Origin of the sequence: Methylobacterium sp. Leaf104 (assembly GCF_001422885.1) — a bacterium.
In the GTDB taxonomy this organism is placed as follows: Bacteria; Pseudomonadota; Alphaproteobacteria; order Rhizobiales; family Beijerinckiaceae; genus Methylobacterium.
Window position 1 is genome coordinate 183,345 of record NZ_LMMZ01000034.1, and the last position, 17,257, is coordinate 200,601.

Below are 17,257 nucleotides of genomic sequence, written 5' to 3' on the forward strand. Positions count from 1 at the left end.
CGGAGGCGACCGCGGGCGAGAGCGTCGTCTCGTTGAGCGTCGGGGCGGGGCGCAAGGCCTGGGCACTATCTGTGGGAGCCATACCGGCCCGTGTCCTTCTCGTGAATCCGCGCGCCCGTGGGCCGCCACTGCCGACTGCCTATGGACAGCGATTGTGGTCGGATGGCGACTCCGTGCTGCCGCGGATGGCCTCCCTCAGCCCGTTGACGCCCCATTAACCGTGTCGGTTGTACGCCTGTTAACCATGACGCCGGGAGGTCCTTCACGAAGGACGTCTGGGCGTCGTCCGTCATGCGTCTCCGCCGACGGTTCAGGTCTCGATGCGCCGGATCCGGCGCGAAGGTCAGCGGAAAGACAACCATCCGTGACGCGCGCAGGGCCGATCGCAGGAGGAAGCATCCGAGGCCTTGGTGGCTTCGCCTTGATCGCTGCCCTCACGCTCGCGCCTTCGGCGGCGACGGCCCAGGCCCTGCCGTCGGGCGCACCGGATGCTGCTTCCGGAACCTCTGGCGTCGGCGATGTTCTGCCTCTGGGTCCGAGCCTGCGCGGCAGCGCCGTTTCGGGCAGCGGCGTCCTCAACAGCAACGGCAGCACGACGGGCGGTGAGACCACGGGAGGCGGGGGGCTGGCGACGCGCGCCCTGGCTGGCAGCCGCTCGGGCAGCGCCCTCGTTTCCGGTGGGACCAGTGGCGCCAACAACCGCGGCCCGACCAATATCCTGCGCCTTCGGGCGATGCCGCCGCGCCGCTTCGGCAATGCAACGGTGCGGCCAGTGCGATCGATCACGCAAGTACCGCCCTACGATCTGCGCCTGACGCCGGTGGTGCGCAGCGCGGTGAGCGGCGTGCCGTTGCCGACGATCCTGCCGCTCGCCGGTGTGCAGACGCCGGGATTCTTCCTGTCGACGGCGCTGCGCCGGCCGATTACCATCGACGAAGCTTACGCGCCGCTGGGCATCAAGGTGGGGACCTTCACGATCCTGCCCGCGATCCAGCAGAGCATCGGCTACGACACGAACCCCGACCAGATCACCAGCCGGCTCGCCAAGCCCTCGTTGGCGCTGCGGACCGACGGCGAATTGAGCTTCCGCAGCGACTGGTCGTCGAGCGAACTCACCGGCGACCTGCGCGGCGGCTACAGCGACTACCCGGACAATCAGGGGGCCAGCCGCCCGAACGGAGCCGGTGTGACGCGGCTGCGGATCGACGCCAACCGCGACACCCGGATCGAGGTCGAGGGTCGATTTCTCCTGGAAACACAACGCACTGGGACGCCGGACCTCGCGGCCGCGACGGCGACCCGGCCGCTGATCGCGAGTTACGGGACGACGGTCGGCGTGACCGAGCGGTTCAACCGGGTCCAGGTGTCGCTGCGGGGCCTGCTCGACCGCTCGGAGTTCGAGGATGCGCAGCTCTCCGACGGCACCATCCTGCGCCAGAGCGACCGCAACCTGAACCAGTACGGCCTGCAACTGCGGGCCGGTTACGAGATTTCGCCCGTCATCACGCCCTTCATCGACGTCCTCGCCGATACGCGCGTCTACGATCTACGGGTGGATTCGACGGGAATACGGCGTGACTCGGACGGCATTACGTTCTCGGGCGGCGCGACCTTTGCGCTGACCCGCTTCATCAGCGGCGAAATCTCCGCCGGTCTTCAGCATCGCAGCTACGTCGACCCGGCGCTGCGCGACCTGACGGCCCCGGTGATCAACGCGGCGCTGATCTGGACCGCGAGCCCGCTGACCACCGTTCGGCTCAATGCCGCGACCGGTGTCGTCGAGACGTCGGTCCCGGGTTCGAGCGGTGTCCTGACACAGACCGCGACGCTGGAAGTCCAGCACGACCTCCTGCGCAATCTCTCGCTGACCGGTGGGATCAGCTACCTGTCGAACGACTACGACCGGGTGAACATCACCGAGCGCGGTTTCTCGGCGACTGCGCGGATCGACTATCGCTTCAATCGCTGGCTGGCGATGCGCGGGAGCTACATCTACCAGCGCCTCGACAGTACCTCGGCCGCTTCGAGCTTCCACGCGAACACGTTCCTGCTCGGGCTGCGCATCAATCCGTGACGCGCAGGCCCGCGGGGCGGTCGCCGTATACCAGGCAGGTCGCGTCGAGGTCGCGCGGGTTTCAGCGCACCATCGCCAGCGACGCGCCGGATTTCGACAGCGCGCCGTCGAGCGCCCCGCCACCCTGGCGCAGGCGGGCCGCGACGGTGCCGCCGGGCTGGTAGAGGTAGACCTCGCCGTCGCGGTAATCCCAGGCGGTGACCTTGGAGAGGTCCTTGTTGGGGCAGCCCGAGGCGCTGGCCTTGTAGAGGTCGAGGGCGGGGGCGCTCGACAGGGAGACCTTGCAGCTCGCGCCGGTGGCGTCCTTGGCATTCCAGGTGCCGACCACCGAGGACCGGCCGCTGGCCACCACCGGCGGCGGGGGCGGTGCGACGGGCGCCGGATCCGGCGCGATCACCGGGGTCGAGGGGGCGACGGCGACGTTGGCGCCGACCGGAGGCAGGTCGGCCGGGACGGCGCTGGCGCCCGGCGGCGGGGCCAGCGGCTCCGAGGTGACCGGGCCGGACGGCATCGCCGGCACGACGGGCTCCAGGGCCGCCTGGGGACCCGGGGGGAGTCGGCCGCGCGTCGGTCCCTCGAGGCGCTGGGAGGCGCAGGCACCGAGGCCGGCGGCGAGCGCGAGGATTGCGGCTGTCGACAGGAGCGAACGCGGCATCGATGACAGGTTCCGAAGCAGGAGCGGGATCGGGGCCTGCGGCCCCGGTTCGGGCCTGCGTCACCGGCAATTGCGCTGGCGGCAAGGCACCGACTGCAGCCTGTGCGGGATTTGTCGGGATGGCCGGAGATTTGCCAGCCGGTGTGGCGTTCGGGTCTCACGGCGCCGGGCCGCGGCCGAAACGGCCGAGGGGAAGCCGGCAGGAGCCGCACGACGATCCCGCGCGGCCCGGCCTTTTCGGCCCGCCGATCCGCGCCGCCCCTACGGTGCGATCCCGTCGATGGCCAGCCGCAGGTGCTTCGGCCCGCGCAGGGCCGAGCCCGGGCGATAGGGCGGCGGGTCGGCGGCCAGCCGCGGGTTCTTCAGGCGGCGGGCGAGGGCCACCAGGGCGGCCTCGACCTCGAAGCGCGCCAGGGGGGCGCCGACGCAGTAATGCAGGCTGCCGCCGAAGCCGAGGTGGCGGTTGTCGGTGCGGTCGGGGTCGAAGCGGTCGGGTTCGGCGTAGACCTCGGGGTCGCGGTTGCCGGAGGCCAGCAGCAGCACCAGGGGCGCGCCCTCCGGAATGGTCACCCCGTTCTGGGTGATCGGGCACAGGGTCTTGCGCGTGCGGAACTGGACGGGGGGCTCGTAGCGCAGCAGCTCCTCCACGACGCGGGGCGCCCGGCTCGGGTCATCGCGCAGGCGGCGCAGTTCCTCCGGGTGGCGCAGCAGGGTCAGCATGCCGTTGGTGATCAGGTTCACGGTGGTCTCGTGCCCGGCGACCAGCAGCAGGATGGCGGTGGCGATGAGGTCGAAGTCGCTCATCCGCGAGCGGCCGTCGACGCCCTGCGTCGCCAGGCCGGAGAGCATGTCGTCCTGGGGGTCCTTCCGCTTCTCCGCGATCAGGCCCTGCATGTAGGCGGAGATGGCATCGAAGGTGCGGCTGTTCTCGGCGCGCAGGTCGTCGTCCTGCAGGGTGTCGGGTTCCAGGGCGGTGGCGAGTTGCGTCGCCCAGCCATGGAATTGCGCCTCGTCCGCCGGCGGGATCCCCAGGAGTTCGCAGATCACCGTCACGGGGAGCGGGTAGGCGAGGTCGTCGACGATATCGATGGTCTTCGCGTCGCCGAGCTTGTCGAGGATCTCGTCGACGAGAATGTGCGAGCGCGCCCGCAGGGCCTGGACCCGCTCCGGGGTGAATTGCTGCATCACCGCCGCGCGCAGGCAATCGTGGTCGGGCGGATCGCGGAAGATGAAGGGCCGGTGGGTGTCAGTGATGTGGTCTCGCACCGGCTTCACCAGCCAGTCCTTGAGGGGGTTGCCCGTCCGGGGCCGGTCGGCGGGGGGCAGGGTCTCCGAGCTCACCCGCGGATCGTGCAGCAGGCTCGCGATCGCCGCGTGGGAGGCGGCCACGTAGGTGCCGTCCTCCTGGCGCGAGACCGGGCATTCCCGCAGGCGGGCGAAGAGCGGGTACGGGTCCGGCCGGGCGGCCTCGTCCTTGATCTGCGCGAACAGGGTGGGATCGGTCATGCCTTGTCCTTGTCGGCCGGTTCGGGAAAGGCCGGCGGCAGCACGGCGAAGGGGCCGGCATCGACGCCGCCGGGCTCCGGGGGGAACGGCGCCCCCGCCGCGACGTGCTCGGCATAGGTCGGAAGCCAGCGGCCGCAGTCGAAGGCCACGGCGGCGATGCAGCGCCCTTCCCGGCCGTAGACCGCCAGGAATCGGCCCTCCTCGAGGCGGCCGCGGGCGATGACGACGCCGTCGGCGCCGTCGGTCAGGCCCACCGACTTGATGGTGATGCCCCCCTGGCTCGACCAGAAGGCGGGCACCGCGGCGTAGGGCTCGGGCGCGAGGCCGGCGAGCAGCCGCCCGGCATGCTGCCCCTGCGCGACGGCGTGGCCCCAATGCTCGAGGGCGATGCGGTGGCCGGGATAGAGCGGGTGCGGAAACCGCGCGACGTCGCCGGCCGCCGCGATCCGGGTGTCGGGCCGTTCCGACTCGTCGAGGACGTGGCCCTGCGCGTCGCAATCGACGCCACCCGCGTCGAAGGCGAGGCCGGAGCCGGCGAGCCAGCCGGTGTTGCGCACGGCGCCGAGGGCCACCACCACGACGTCGGCGGGCAGCGTGGTGCCGTCGACGAGCCGCACCCGCACGACGCGGCCGGTGCCGTCATCCTCCAGGGCCGCGACCTTCACGCCGCTGCGGATGGTGCTGCCGAGGCTCGCGTGCAGGGCCTCGACCACGGAGCCGAGATGCTGCCCGAGCACCTTCGCCAGCAGGGTCGGGCCGGTCTCGACCAGGGTGACGGAGAGGTCGAGCGCCCGGCAGGCGGCGGCGACCTCGCAGCCGATGAAGCCGCCGCCGATGATGACGACCCGGTCCGGGCGCGCCGCGAGGGCGCGCCGCAGCGCCTCGGCATCGTCGCGCCCGCGCAGGGTGTGCACCCCCGACAGGCCAGCCTGCGAAGCCTCCGGCCAGGTGCGGGCCGAGGCCCCGGTGGCGATCAGGAGCCGGTCGTAGGGCACTGCCTCGCCGCTGGCGAGGGTCACGATCCGCCGGCTCCGGTCCAGGGCCGTCGCCGGATCGCCGAAGCGCCAGTCGGCCTCGAGGGTCACGAGGTTCGGCAGGGCCGTGGCATCGGCCGGCACCGCGCCGGTGAGCACCGCCTTCGAGAGCGGCGGCCGGTCGTAGGGCCTGTGCGGCTCGGCCCCGATGATCGTCAGGGAACCTCCGAAGCCCGCCTGCCGCAGGCTCTCGGCGCCGCGCAGGCCGGCGAGCGAGGCCCCGACCACCACGACGCGCGTCTCGGCATCGCTCATCGGGGCGCGGCCCCGGCATCCTCGACGCGGATGGCCTGGACCGGGCAGGCGATGCGGGCGCGCTCGACGTCGTCGCGGGCGGCGGCCGAGGGCGCCGGGTCGTAGTGCAGCGCCTCGCGCCCCTTCAGGACGAAGTGGTCGGGGGCCGCGTAGCAGCACTGCGCGTAGGCCTGGCACAGGTTCAGGTCGACGGTGACCCGCAGGCCGCCGGCGGCGCGCCGGGCATCGGCGCTCGGCCGGTCGTGATGGGGAAGATCGGACATGCTTGCGCAATGAGCCCGGGCGGTCGCCGGTTCCGCCGGGAGCGGCGCGGTGTCGGGACGCGGCCAGGGGCGATCCCTCGTTTCGGTCCATGGGTGCGAGAGGGACATGCCGGTGGCTCGGGGTGATGTGCGCCGGCCACACCACACTGCGAAGCTCATCAGTCGGCGGCTTCGCCCTTGTCACACTATAACATCTGCCACATGAAACATTATAACGTGTTTGGACGAGGTGGGCGGGTGCGGCGATCGCGGATGGTATGGGCCGGGGCGGTCCTGGCGGGAACGGGCGTCGGCGCGAGCCCGGCCGGAGCCCAGCAGGCGCAGGCGACCCTGGAGGAGCTCAGCGTCACCTCGCCGAGCCCGATCGTTTCGCGGGCGGGCTCCGGGCCGGCCTCCGGGCCGCCCATCGGCATCCTGCCCGTGGTGACCAACACCTTCTCGCCCGTGACGGTGGTGACGGCCGAGCAGATCGCCCGCGACCAGCCGCGCACCCTCGGCGACGCCCTTTCCGACCGGCCCGGCATCTCGGCGTCGACCTACGCGCCGGGGGCGGCGAGCCGGCCGATCATCCGCGGCCTCGACAACAACCGGGTCCGCATCCAGGAGAACGGCGTCGGCATCCAGGACGTCTCGGAGCTCGGCGAGGACCACGGCGTGCCGATCAACCCGCTGGTGGCCAACCGCATCGAGGTGATCCGGGGCCCGGCCTCGCTGCGCTTCGGCTCGCAGGCGATCGGCGGAGTGGTCAGCGCCGAGAACAACCGGGTGCCGACTTACATCCCGGCGGGCGGCGTCTCCGGCTCGGCGACCACCGGATTTTCCTCGGTCGACAACGGCCGCCTCGCGGCCGTGACGGTGGATGGCGGCTCGGGCAACGTCGCGGTCCACGCGGACGGCTTCCGGACCGCGGCCGACAGCTATGCCATTCCGGGCGGCATCCAGCGCAACTCCGCCAACGAGAGCCAGGGCGGCGCGGTCGGGATGTCGTTCATCGGCGACCGCGGCTTCGTCGGCCTGTCCTACAGCCACTACGACGCCCTCTACCAGATTCCCGGCGGCGCGGCCGCCGAGAGCCGGACCCGCCTCGATCCTCGCCAGGACCGGCTGCTCGCCCGGGGCGAGTACCGCCCCCTCGACGGGCCGATCGCGGCCGTGCGCTTCTGGCTCGGCGGCTCCGTCTACCGCCACGACGAGACCGGCCTCGGCGAGGACGGGGTCGACGGCATCCGCGCCACCTTCAAGAACCGCGAGGCGGAAGGGCGCATCGAACTCCAGCACGTGCCCGTCGCCCTCCCCTTCGGCACGCTCACCGGCGCCCTCGGCCTCCAGGCCGGGCGGCGCACGCTCGGCACCGCCGGCGAAGCCGGCGGCCTGCTGGCACCGACGGATTCGCGCAGCAACGCCGTCTACCTGTTCGAGGAACTGGCCCTCGCCGGCGGCCTGCGCCTGCAGGCGGCCGGACGGATCGAGGGCGACCGCTCCACCGGCACCGCCACGGCCTTCCCGGGCGACTTCCTGCCCGTGGCGGGCGAGGAGCCCCTGGCCTTCGGCCGCCGGCGCCGGTTCGCCCCGAAGAGCGTGAGCTTCGGCGCCCTGCAGGACCTGCCCTACGGCTTCGTCGCGAGCCTGAACGGCTCGTTCGTCGAGCGGGCGCCCACCGCCTTCGAACTCTACTCGCGCGGCGCGCACGATGCCACGGAGACCTTCGAGATCGGCGATGCCCGGCTGAAGAAGGAGCGCGCCCGCACCGTCGAGGCGAGTATCCGGCGCGCGGAGGGACCGCTGCGCCTCGACGCGACGGGCTACTACACCCGCTACACGGGGTTCATCTACAAGCGCGACACCGGCATCCGCTGCGGCGACGACTTCGCGTCCTGCGGCAGCGACGACGAGTTGCAGCAGATCGTCTATTCCCAGCGCAACGCGACCTTCTACGGGGCCGAGATCGGCGCGCAACTCGACCTGATCCCGGTGGGCAACGGCTTCGCCGGGCTCGATGCGCAGTATGATTTCGTGCGTGCCCAGTTCGACGACGGCACCTTCGTGCCCCGCATCCCGCCCCACCGCCTGGGCGGCGGCGTCTTCGTGCGCGCCGACGGCTGGTACGCCCGGGTCAACCTGCTCCACGCCTTCGCGCATACCGAGGTGGCGCCGATCGAGACGGTGACGCCGGGCTTCGACGACCTGCGCGCGGAGGTGAGCTACACCAAGCCCCTCGATCCGACCGTCTACGGCATGAGCGAGGTCACCCTCGGCCTCCAGGGCCGCAACCTGCTCGACGACCGCATCCGCAACTCGGCCTCGTTCAAGAAGGACGAGATCCTGCTGCCCGGCCGCAACGTGCGGCTGTTCCTCACGGCGCGATTTTAGCATGACGGGGGGTCGTCTTCGCCTGTCGAGGCCGGCCCCGAAGATAAAAGCCGACGCGGAGCGCCGGGCATGCTAGAAGATCGCAACCCCGCACGACCCCGTGCCCTGGGCAACTCCATGAGGCCCAAGTGGCAAATGCGTTCAAGAGCGGTGCGTCCCAGTCGCGCTCGACCAATGACTTCAACGAGCGCGCGAAGCTGCTGTCCGAGCGCCTCGGTGCCATCGAGAAGCCGGTGCAGATGAAGCGCGCGAACGCGCCGCGCCGCACCTTCAAGGCCGGACCGCGCCCCGAGGGCGAGACCGCCGAGCCGGCCGAGGCCCAGACCGAGGCGCACGAGACCGCCGAGACCGAGGACGGCGAGACGGAGAACCACGAGTCCGAGGGCCGCACCGAGGCCTGAGGGTTCGTCCCGCCGCCTGCGATCGTCCAAAGAGAAAGGGCCGACGCGCTGCGTCGGCCCTTTTTCGTCTCCGGTCCCGGCGCCGCCGAAGGTCGGCGGCCCCGTGCGAAACCTAGCGGCGGGCCTTGGCCTTGCGCGCCGCGTAGCGGGCGTCGCGGGCCTCCTTCTTGGCGGCGAGCTCGGCGGCCTTCGCCTCGGCCGCAGCCAGGGCCTCGGCCTCCTCGCGCGCGATCTGCGCGGCGAGCTCCGCCTCCTCGCGGGCGCGCTTCGCCTCGGCCGCGGCCTTCTCGGCGGCGATCCGGGCGGCCTCACGCTCGCGGGCGCGCTCGTCGCGGGCGCGGGCGATCTCGGCGCGGGCCTGCGCCTTGGCGACCATCTCCGGATCGTCGGCCGGAGGACGGGCCTTGAATTTTTCCAGCAGCATCTGCTTGGCGCTGAGGGAGTTCTTACGGCGGTCGTCGAAATTCCTGTAGTCGAAGGCGCCCATCTGACCTTTCTCGTGTGGTGTGTCGCCCGCATCCGGCGTGGAGCACGCGCGGCATGGGGCCGTGGGAGGAATCAGGTTTTCGGATTGTCTTGCGTCGCAACAGCCAAATGCCTGACTGCCTGCCGAGAATCAACAGAAGCCGCTCCTCGGCGAGCGGCTTCCGACAGGTTGTTGAAACGATGCCTCGGTCTTCCGGCACCGTCGGGATCCAGATCCCCGGATCAGGCGGCCTGGAGGTTGCCGGCCGACTGCTTGCCCGTGCGCCGGTCGCTCTCGATCTCGTAGGAGACCTTCTGGCCCTCGATCAGGTTGCGCATGCCGGCGCGCTCGACGGCGGAGATGTGGACGAACACGTCCTTGCCGCCGTCATCCGGCTGGATGAAGCCGTAACCCTTGGTCTCGTTGAACCATTTCACGGTGCCCGTGCTCATGGTGCTGTTCTCCTGAAGCGTTGATTTGCCTGCCATCGGCTGCCCGGCGCCCGCGAATGGTCGCGCGGGCGCCCGAAGCGCAGGGTCGTCGAATGGGATGAGATCGAAGCGGCACCCGCGGACAGGCCTGTCGGGCAGTCCTGACGCAATGGCGGGTGTGCGACCCGGTGAAATCCGGCCATGGAGCGATGGTTACAAACGTAGGAAGCCTGCGACGCAGGGACAAGGCGCCAGGCAAAGCTGGGTTCCCTAGCCGGCCGACGAAAGCGTGCGCGCAGGACCCCGCGCCTGCGGCGAAGCGCGCAACCGGCGCTGCGCCTGGGGGTGACCGAGCCCGCAATGGTTGCTGCACCGGGGCCGGAACGGTACGCTGTCGGGCAAGGGACGGGGGTCCGAAGGACCCGGAAGCACGATGGGGATGCGGGACCGGCGGCGAGGCCGCGGCCCGAGAGGGGATGGGATGGCGGGGCCTGCGACGCAGCGACCAGGGCCGGAGGCGCAGCCGCGCCGGGCTCGCGGGAACGGCCATTCGTGACGCGAATTCGGGGGCGGATTCGGCGAGCGTCGGCCTGGAGGCGCGCGGGTGCCGCGTGGGCGCTCGCGCTCGGCCTGGCCGCGGGTGGGCCGGCGACCGACCCGGCCTCGGCCTTCGACCTGTTCGGCCTGTTCGGTTCCGAGGAGGAGCCGCCGGCCCCGAGCGCGGGCGCCCTGCCCTACACGGTCAAGTTCTCCGGCATCGACGACGACGACGTCCTGCGCGCGCTCCAGGACACCTCGACCCTGTATCGCCTGCGCCAGGAGGCCCCGCCGGACGGCGAGGGCTTGGTCCGCCGGGCGGAGGCCGACCAGCGCCGCCTCGCCGACGTGCTCTCGGGCTACGGCTACTACCAGGGCACCGTGACGATCCGCGTCGACGGCGTCGTGCTGGCGGGGGAATCCACCGTGGTCCCGGCCGCCCGCGCGGCCGAGGGGTCGCGGTCCCGCGCCCTGGTGCCGGTCAAGGTCGTGGTCGATCCCGGCCCGCTCTACACCCTGCGCTCGGTCGCGGCCCGGGACCCGCGGGGAGACCCCTTCCCCGCGGAGGTCCTGCCCGAGCGCTTCACCCGCACCGGCGACGACGTGCCGGCCCGCTCGGCCACGGTGCTGGCCCGCGAGGCCAAGATCGTCGACCGCTTCCGGGCGCTGGGCCATCCCTTCGCCAAGGCGGTCTCCCGCGACCCCGTGGTGGACGACGCGGCCCACGTCATGGACGTGACCTTCACGATCGATCCCGGGCCGATCGCCGGCCTCGGCGCGGTCGCGGTGCGCGGCACCAGGGACATCGACCCGGCGGTGGTGCGCTCGTTCATCTACGCCGAGCCGGGCGACCCGTATTCGCCCAAGGCCGTGTCGGACATCCGCCGCTCGGTCGCCAAGGTCGAGGGGCTGGGCTCGATCCGGGTGCGCGAGGGCGAGACGCTCGACCCCTCCGGCAACCTGCCGATCTTCGTCGACGTCACCGAGCGCGAGAAGAACCTGATCGGCGTCGCGGCCCGCTACTCCACCGTCGATGGCCCGGGCATCCGGGCCTATTACGCCAACCGCAACCTGTTCGGCGGCGGCGAGACCTTCCGGGTCGATGCCGACATCTACTACCTGGGCAACGACCTCTACGCCAAGCAGCGCAAGGCCGCCGGCATCGATTCGAACGGCCTCGGCGGCCGGCTCTCGGCCACCTTCGTCAAGCCGGCCCTCTGGGGCACCCGCAACGACTTCATCGCCAACGTCTTCGCGGGCCGGGAGGCGCAGCAATCCTACGTCAGCGACGCGGCCGGCGGCACCGTCGCCCTGCGTCACCGCTTCTCCGACAGCTTCTTCGCGCAGATCGGCGTCGACGGGCAGGCGGGCCGCTCGCAGGACGCCCTCGGCAAGGTCGATTACCGCCTCGTCGGCGTGCCGCTCTCGGTGAGCTACGATTCCACCGACAACCTGCTCGATCCGACCGAGGGCGTGCGCCTCACCGCCTCGGCGACGCCCTATGCGGGCTTCCTCGGTTCCGACCCGTCGATCTTCGTCGCCAAGGCGCAGGGCTCGACCTACTACGCCTTCGACGACGAGGCTCGCTACATCCTGGCCGGCCGCATCGGCTTCGGCTCGATCTCGGGCGCCAACCTCGAGGACATCCCCGCCAACATCCGGTTCTTCGCCGGCGGCGGCGGCTCGGTGCGGGGCTTCCCCTACCGCACGCTGGGGCCGCGCGGACCCTTCAACCTGCCCATCGGCGGCCGCAGCCTGCTCGAGGCCTCGGTGGAGGCGCGCATCAAGGTCACGGACACCATCGGCGTGGTGCCGTTCATCGACGCCGGCACCGCCTTCGCCGGCAGCCTGCCGGATTTCGACGAGCGCATCCGCTACGCGGTCGGCCTCGGCCTGCGCTACTACACCGGCATCGGCCCGATCCGCGTCGACGTCGCCTTCCCGATGGACCGCATCAAGGGCAATCACGAGCGCCCGGTGGCCCTGTACATCAGCCTGGGGCAGTCCTTCTGATGGGCATCCGGACCGCACGGACCACTCGGATCGCGGCTCTCCCGCCCGCTCCGCAGGCACCCTACCCCGCGACCGGGAGAGGGAGATTGCGCCTCGCCGCCGTCCTGTGCCTGTCCATGTTGGCCGCGACCCCGGCCACGCTCACCCGCGCCGACGACGGCGAGAAGACGGTGCTGGGCGGGCTCTTGTCGAAGGCGCTGTCGACGCCGGGTTCGCGGGTTGCCATCGGCGCCGTCGACGGCGCCCTGTCCTCGGATGCCACGATCCGCGATGTCGCGATCAGCGATGCCAACGGCGTCTGGCTGAAGCTCGACCGGGCGCGCCTGGTCTGGCGCCGCCTCGCCCTGCTCTCGGGCCGGCTGGAGGTGGAGAGCCTGGAGGTCGGCCGCCTCGAAGTTCTGCGCCGCCCCCTCCCCGCCCCGGTCTCGGCGACGCCGGAGCCGGACGGATCGCTGCTGCCCGATCTCCCGGTGAAGGTGGAGGTGAAGGCCTTCAAACTCGCCGAACTCGTGCTCGGCGAGGCGCTGGCCGGACAGCCGGCCCGCCTCGGCGCCGAAGGCCGGGCGAAGCTCGGTGCGCCCTCCGAAGGCCTCGACCTCGATGTCGCGGTGCGCCGCCTCGACGCCGAAGGGCGCTTCGGCGCCCGACTGCTCTTCGTGCCCAAGGGCGAGACCCTGGAACTGAAGACCACCCTGGTGGAACCCGCCGGCGGGCTTCTCTCGAAGGCCGCCAACCTGCCCGGCACGCCGCCGATCAACCTCGACCTCGACGGGCGCGGAACGCTCGACGCCTGGAATGCCCGCCTCGACTTCGATGCCGGCCCGGACCTCGGCGCCCGCGGCACCGCGCGCATCTCCCGCATCGGCGCCGAGCGGCGGCTCGCCCTCGACCTCGCCTCGCGGATCGAGGGGCTGCTGCCCGGCCCGGCCGCGGCGATCTTCTCCGGCACGACCAAGCTCGACGGCGGGCTGCGCTTCGCCGACAGCGGCGCCTTTGGCATCGACCGCCTGGAGCTGACCTCCCGCACCGCCCGCCTGGATGCCAAGGGGACGCTCACCGCCGACCGGGTGGCCGACTTCCTCGTCTCCGCCCGCGCCGTGCCCACCGAGGGCGGTGTCACCAGGGCGGCGGATGCCGAGCTCGACACCCTGGTCTTCGACGGCAGCTTGAAGGGCGCGATCGCGCGGCCCACCGTGAACGGCGTGCTCAAGGCCGCGGGCCTGCGCGCCGGCGGTTCCGCCCTGGAGCGGGTCGACGCGACCCTGTCGATGCTGCCGGCCGGCTCCGACCCCTCCGTCGCCCGCTTCGCGCTGTCCGCCGACGCGAAGGTCGACGGCCTGCGCCTCGCCGATCCGGCCCTGCGCCGAGCGATCGGATCGCGGGCCGCGCTCACCTTCCGCGGCACCCTGCAGCCCGACGGCATCCTCGACGTCGCCCAGCTGACCCTCGACGGACCCACCGCGAAGGCCGCCTATGCCGGGCGCATCGGCCAGAACACCCTCACGGGCACGGTCGATGCGGCACTCTCCGACCTCGCGGCCTTCTCGGACGTCGCCGGACGGCCCCTCGCCGGCACCCTGACGGCGCGCGCGGCCCTGACCGGCGACCCGGCCCGCAAGGCGGTCAGCGCCGATGTCGACCTGCGCACCAGCGGCCTCGCCCTCTCGCTCCCGGCCCTCGACCGCACCCTCGGCGCCGCGCCGCGCTTCAGTGGCCGGCTCTCGCAGGTCTATGACGGCTACGCCTTCGAGGGCGCCCGCTTCGAGGGGGCCGAGATCGTCGGACGCCTGGACGGCCGCGCCACCGCGCGCCTCGCCGACGCCAAGCTCGTGGTCGACCTGAAGGACCTGTCCGCCCTCGACCCCAAGCTCGCCGGGCGCGCGCTCCTCGACGGGCGGCTCAGCGGCACCCTGGAGAAGCCCGACCTCACCGCCACCCTGACGGCGGGGGAGGCGCGCGCCCTCGGCCGGCCGCTGCGGGACCTGCGGGTCGAAGCGGCGCTGAAGGATCTCACCGGAGCGCTGGACGGCACCCTGCGCCTGTCCGGCGACGTCGCCGGCAAGGCGCTCCAGGGCGACGCGCACCTGGCCCGCCGCACGCCCGACGACTGGAATCTCGACCGCCTCGCCTTCCGGCTCGGCTCCGTCGCCCTGAACGGCCGCGCCTCGGTGGACGCCCGCACCCTCCTCACGGACGGCGCCCTCACCCTCGCGGCCGGCAATCTCGACGACCTCGCGCCCCTCGCCCTGACGCCGATGGCGGGCAACCTCGACGCCGCCGTCACCCTGTCGCGGGCCGGCGGGCGCCAGGATGCCGCCATCAAGGGGAGCGGGGCCTCGCTGCGCTTCGGCGAGATCGGCCTGTCGCGCCTCGAGGCCGACCTCACCGGGCGCGACCTGCTGGCCCGGCCGGTGGTCGACGGCCGGGTGAATGCCGACCGGATCGTCGCCGCGGGACAGAGCCTCGACACCATCCGCCTCGTGGCGGTGGGGGCGCCGAGCGCGAGCGACATCACCTTGACGGCGAAGGCACGCGGCTTCGACCTCGACGGCGCCGCCCGCCTGGTGCCCGGCGAACGCACCCGCATCGACCTGGCCCGGTTCTCCGCCGCCCGGGGCGGCGACCGCCTGGCGCTGGCCGGCCCCGCGAGCGTCACCCTCGACGGCGGCTCGGCCGTGATCGACAACCTCGTGGTGGCCGCGGGCAGCGGCCGGCTCAGCCTGTCCGGCCGGGTCGGCCAGGCCCTCGACCTCAAGCTCGGCATCCGCAGCCTGCCCCTGGCGCTGGCCCGGATCGCCTCGCCCGGTCTCGCGCTGACCGGCACCCTCGACGGCGAAGCGGACCTGCGCGGCTCCGCCAACCGCCCCGAGGGGCGCTACGCGCTCGCCGTCGCCCGCCTCGTCACGCCCGAGACCCGCAAGGCCGGCCTGCCGGCCATTGACGCCCGGGCCAGCGGAACCGTGAGCGACGGGCGCGCCGGCATCGACGGGCGGGTCTCGGCCGGGCGCGGGGCCGAGATGACGGTGACCGGCTCGCTGCCCGTGGCCCCCGGCGAGGCGCTCGCCGTGAAGCTGCGCGGCACCCTCGACGCGGCGCTCGCCAACAGCCTGCTCAGCGTCGGCGGCCAGCGCGTCGCCGGGCGGATCGCCCTCGATGCCGGCGTGACCGGCACGCTGGCCGCGCCCCGCGCCGAGGGCGCCGCCACGCTGACGGGCGGCGCATTCACCGATCCGCTCCAGGGCATCCGCCTCACCAACATCGAGGGCCGGGTGACGGGGCGCGGCGACACCCTGGTGGTGGAACGCCTCACGGCCCAGACCCGCAATGGCGGAACCCTGCGCGGCGACGGCCGGGTGGCCCTGGAGCCCGCCGCCGGCTTTCCGGGCTCGCTCCGGGTCTCGGCCGAGCGGGCGGAGCTCGTCTCCAGCCCGCTCATGACCGCGGTGGCGAGCCTCAACATCGCCCTCACCGGGCCCCTCGCCCGAACCCCGAAGATCGCCGGCCGGATAGACCTCGTCTCGGTCGACGTCTCGGTGCCGGACCGCCTGCCCGCCACCGTGCAGCCCCTCCCCGAGATCCGCCGGGTGAACACGCCGCCGGAGGTGCGCGCCCGCCTCGCCGCGCGGGCCGACCGCCGGGCCAAGGTCGCGGCCCTCGGCAAGCGCGGCAAGGTCGCCCCGCCCTTCGACGCCACCCTCGACATCGCGGTGAACGCCCCGAACCGCATCTTCGTGCGCGGGCGCGGCATCGACGCCGAGCTCGGCGGCGCGCTGCGCCTCACGGGCTCCTCGCGCGATCCCGTGGCCACCGGCGATTTCGAGATGCGCCGCGGCCGCCTCAGCGTCGTCGGCCAGCGCCTCGACTTCACCCGCGGGCGCCTCACTTTCGGCGGCGAGATCGCCACGCCCGATCTCGACTTCGTCGCCGAGACCAAGGCGGCCGAGGTGACGGCCCGGATCGCCGTGACGGGCCCGGCCAACCAGCCGAGCTTCCTCCTCACCTCCGACCCGAGCCTGCCCCAGGACGAGGTGCTGTCGCGCCTGCTGTTCAAGAAGGCGTCGGGGGGCCTGTCGCCGTTCCAGGCCCTGCAGCTCGCCCAGGCCGTGGCGCAGTTCTCCGGCGGGGCCGGCGGCGTCGACGTGTTCGAGCAGGCGCGCAAGGGACTGGGGCTCGACAGCCTCGACGTTTCGACCGGCGCCAGCGGCGGGCCGGCCCTCGGGGCCTCGCGCTATCTCAGCGACCGCCTCAGCGTCGGCGTGAAGGCGGGCGCCAAGCCCGCCGACACCGCGGCGACGGTGGATTACGACGTGACCCGGCGGGTCAAGATTCAGGGCGAGGCCGGCAGCGACGGCCGCACCGCGGTCGGCGTCGGCGCCGAGTGGGAATATTGAGCCTCAGCGCGTCAGCCAGAGCCACTGGCCGACGCTGCTCAGCGTCCCGTTGAAATGCGTGACGAGGACGATCGCCCAGAGCATGCCGAGGAGCGTGCTCAGCGCGACGAGGATGACCTCGCCGGAATCGCGCAGCCGCGGGAACCGGCCCGCCGGCGCGGGGGATCGGGTCTCGCTGCGGGGTTCGGCCATTCCGTCTCCGGGTCGGCTGTGTCATTCGGCCCGGACGCCGCAAGCCACGGGCCAGGAGGCCGGCCCCGACGCCGCCTCGCGCAACCGTGACGCCCCTCCCGCACCGGAACCCGCCGCCTTGTCCGCCTCGCCCCTGCTGATCTATCCCGATCCCCGCCTGCGCCTGGTCGCCGAGCCCGTGGCGCGGTTCGACGAGGCCCTGCGCGCCTCGGCCCGCGAGCTCGAGGCGGTGATGCTGGCGGTCTCCGCCCTCGGCCTCACCCTGCCGCATATCGGCCGGGCGCAGCGCCTGGTGCTGCTGCGGATGGAGCCCGGCGAGCCGGTGACCGCCTACGTCAACCCGGAGATCGCCTGGGCCTCGCCCGAGCGCGGCCCGCAGCAGGAGGGCAGCGTGTCGATGCCGGGCGTCATGGACGTGGTCGATCGCGCCGTTCGCGTCCGGGTGGCGTATCGTGACCTCGACGGCGCCGCGCGCGAGGAGGAGGCGGAGGGATTCCGGGCCGCCTGCCTCCAGCACGAGATCGACCAGCTCGACGGCATCTTCTGGATCGAGCGCCTGTCCCGCCTGCGCCGCGACCGCGCGATCAAGCGCTTCGCCAAGCTGCGGCGCCCCGGTGGCTGAACACGCGATCGTCGGGGGACGCTTTCGGCGCAGGCGCGTTATGCTTG

At 72.8% G+C, this 17,257-nt stretch carries 13 protein-coding genes; 6 read left to right on the forward strand and 7 right to left on the reverse strand.

What is annotated here, in order from left to right; translation table 11 throughout:
- The first annotated feature begins 244 nt into the window (after positions 1-244).
- On the forward strand, positions 245-2,074 hold the full coding sequence (locus ASF49_RS16100; protein ID WP_082511353.1) for an outer membrane beta-barrel protein: 1,830 nt from the start codon (positions 245-247) through the stop codon (positions 2,072-2,074).
- Positions 2,075-2,135: 61 nt separating this feature from the next.
- Here ASF49_RS16100 and ASF49_RS16105 read toward each other — a convergent pair whose 3' ends face one another.
- From ASF49_RS16105 to ASF49_RS16120, 4 genes are all read right to left on the reverse strand, one after another.
- Positions 2,136-2,729 (reverse strand): AprI/Inh family metalloprotease inhibitor, encoded by a 594-nt coding sequence (locus ASF49_RS16105; protein WP_056474981.1) that lies wholly within the window; start codon positions 2,727-2,729, stop codon positions 2,136-2,138.
- A 261-nt stretch (positions 2,730-2,990) separates the two neighbouring features.
- Positions 2,991-4,235: a cytochrome P450 gene (locus ASF49_RS16110; protein ID WP_056474985.1), complete on the reverse strand. Its 1,245-nt coding sequence runs from the start codon at positions 4,233-4,235 to the stop codon at positions 2,991-2,993.
- Positions 4,232-5,524: an NAD(P)/FAD-dependent oxidoreductase gene (locus ASF49_RS16115; protein WP_056474988.1), complete on the reverse strand. Its 1,293-nt coding sequence runs from the start codon at positions 5,522-5,524 to the stop codon at positions 4,232-4,234. Before ASF49_RS16115 ends, ASF49_RS16110 begins: the two co-directional genes overlap by 4 nt.
- Entirely contained in the window at positions 5,521-5,787 is a 267-nt protein-coding gene (locus tag ASF49_RS16120) for a ferredoxin (RefSeq protein ID WP_056474992.1), read from the reverse strand. The genes ASF49_RS16115 and ASF49_RS16120 overlap by 4 nt, the downstream gene beginning before the upstream one ends.
- 252 nt (positions 5,788-6,039) lie before the next feature.
- Here ASF49_RS16120 and ASF49_RS16125 point away from each other — a divergent pair, with 252 nt between their 5' ends.
- Positions 6,040-8,157 (forward strand): TonB-dependent receptor, encoded by a 2,118-nt coding sequence (locus ASF49_RS16125; protein WP_056474995.1) that lies wholly within the window; start codon positions 6,040-6,042, stop codon positions 8,155-8,157.
- 128 nt (positions 8,158-8,285) lie between these two features.
- Positions 8,286-8,558, forward strand: coding sequence for a hypothetical protein (locus tag ASF49_RS16130; protein WP_056474999.1), 273 nt, complete (start codon positions 8,286-8,288; stop codon positions 8,556-8,558).
- Positions 8,559-8,670: 112 nt separating this feature from the next.
- Here ASF49_RS16130 and ASF49_RS16135 read toward each other — a convergent pair whose 3' ends face one another.
- Together ASF49_RS16135 and ASF49_RS16140 are read right to left on the reverse strand one after the other, a co-directional pair.
- Positions 8,671-9,045 carry a DUF6481 family protein gene (locus tag ASF49_RS16135; protein ID WP_056475002.1) on the reverse strand — a complete coding sequence of 125 codons (375 nt, stop codon included), beginning with the start codon at positions 9,043-9,045 and terminating at the stop codon, positions 8,671-8,673.
- 221 nt (positions 9,046-9,266) lie between these two features.
- Positions 9,267-9,476 carry a cold-shock protein gene (locus ASF49_RS16140; RefSeq protein WP_056180426.1) on the reverse strand — a complete coding sequence of 70 codons (210 nt, stop codon included), beginning with the start codon at positions 9,474-9,476 and terminating at the stop codon, positions 9,267-9,269.
- Positions 9,477-10,085: 609 nt separating this feature from the next.
- Between ASF49_RS16140 and ASF49_RS16145 the strand changes: the two genes are divergently transcribed.
- Together ASF49_RS16145 and ASF49_RS16150 are read left to right on the forward strand one after the other, a co-directional pair.
- On the forward strand, positions 10,086-12,005 hold the full coding sequence (locus tag ASF49_RS16145) for an autotransporter assembly complex protein TamA (protein WP_056475553.1): 1,920 nt from the start codon (positions 10,086-10,088) through the stop codon (positions 12,003-12,005).
- A gap of 116 nt (positions 12,006-12,121) precedes the next feature.
- The gene (locus ASF49_RS16150; protein WP_243214595.1) at positions 12,122-16,396 is read left to right on the forward strand and encodes a translocation/assembly module TamB domain-containing protein; all 4,275 of its coding nucleotides are present in this window, start codon (positions 12,122-12,124) and stop codon (positions 16,394-16,396) included.
- A 3-nt stretch (positions 16,397-16,399) separates the two neighbouring features.
- Here the strand turns inward: ASF49_RS16150 and ASF49_RS23815 are convergent, their stop codons facing one another.
- A complete protein-coding gene (locus ASF49_RS23815) occupies positions 16,400-16,588 on the reverse strand; it encodes a hypothetical protein (protein ID WP_056475011.1) in 189 nt (62 codons plus the stop codon).
- Between the two features lie 118 nt (positions 16,589-16,706).
- Between ASF49_RS23815 and ASF49_RS16160 the strand changes: the two genes are divergently transcribed.
- Positions 16,707-17,210, forward strand: a complete 504-nt coding sequence (locus tag ASF49_RS16160) for a peptide deformylase (RefSeq protein WP_056475014.1) — start codon at positions 16,707-16,709, stop codon at positions 17,208-17,210.
- Positions 17,211-17,257: the final 47 nt, after the last annotated feature.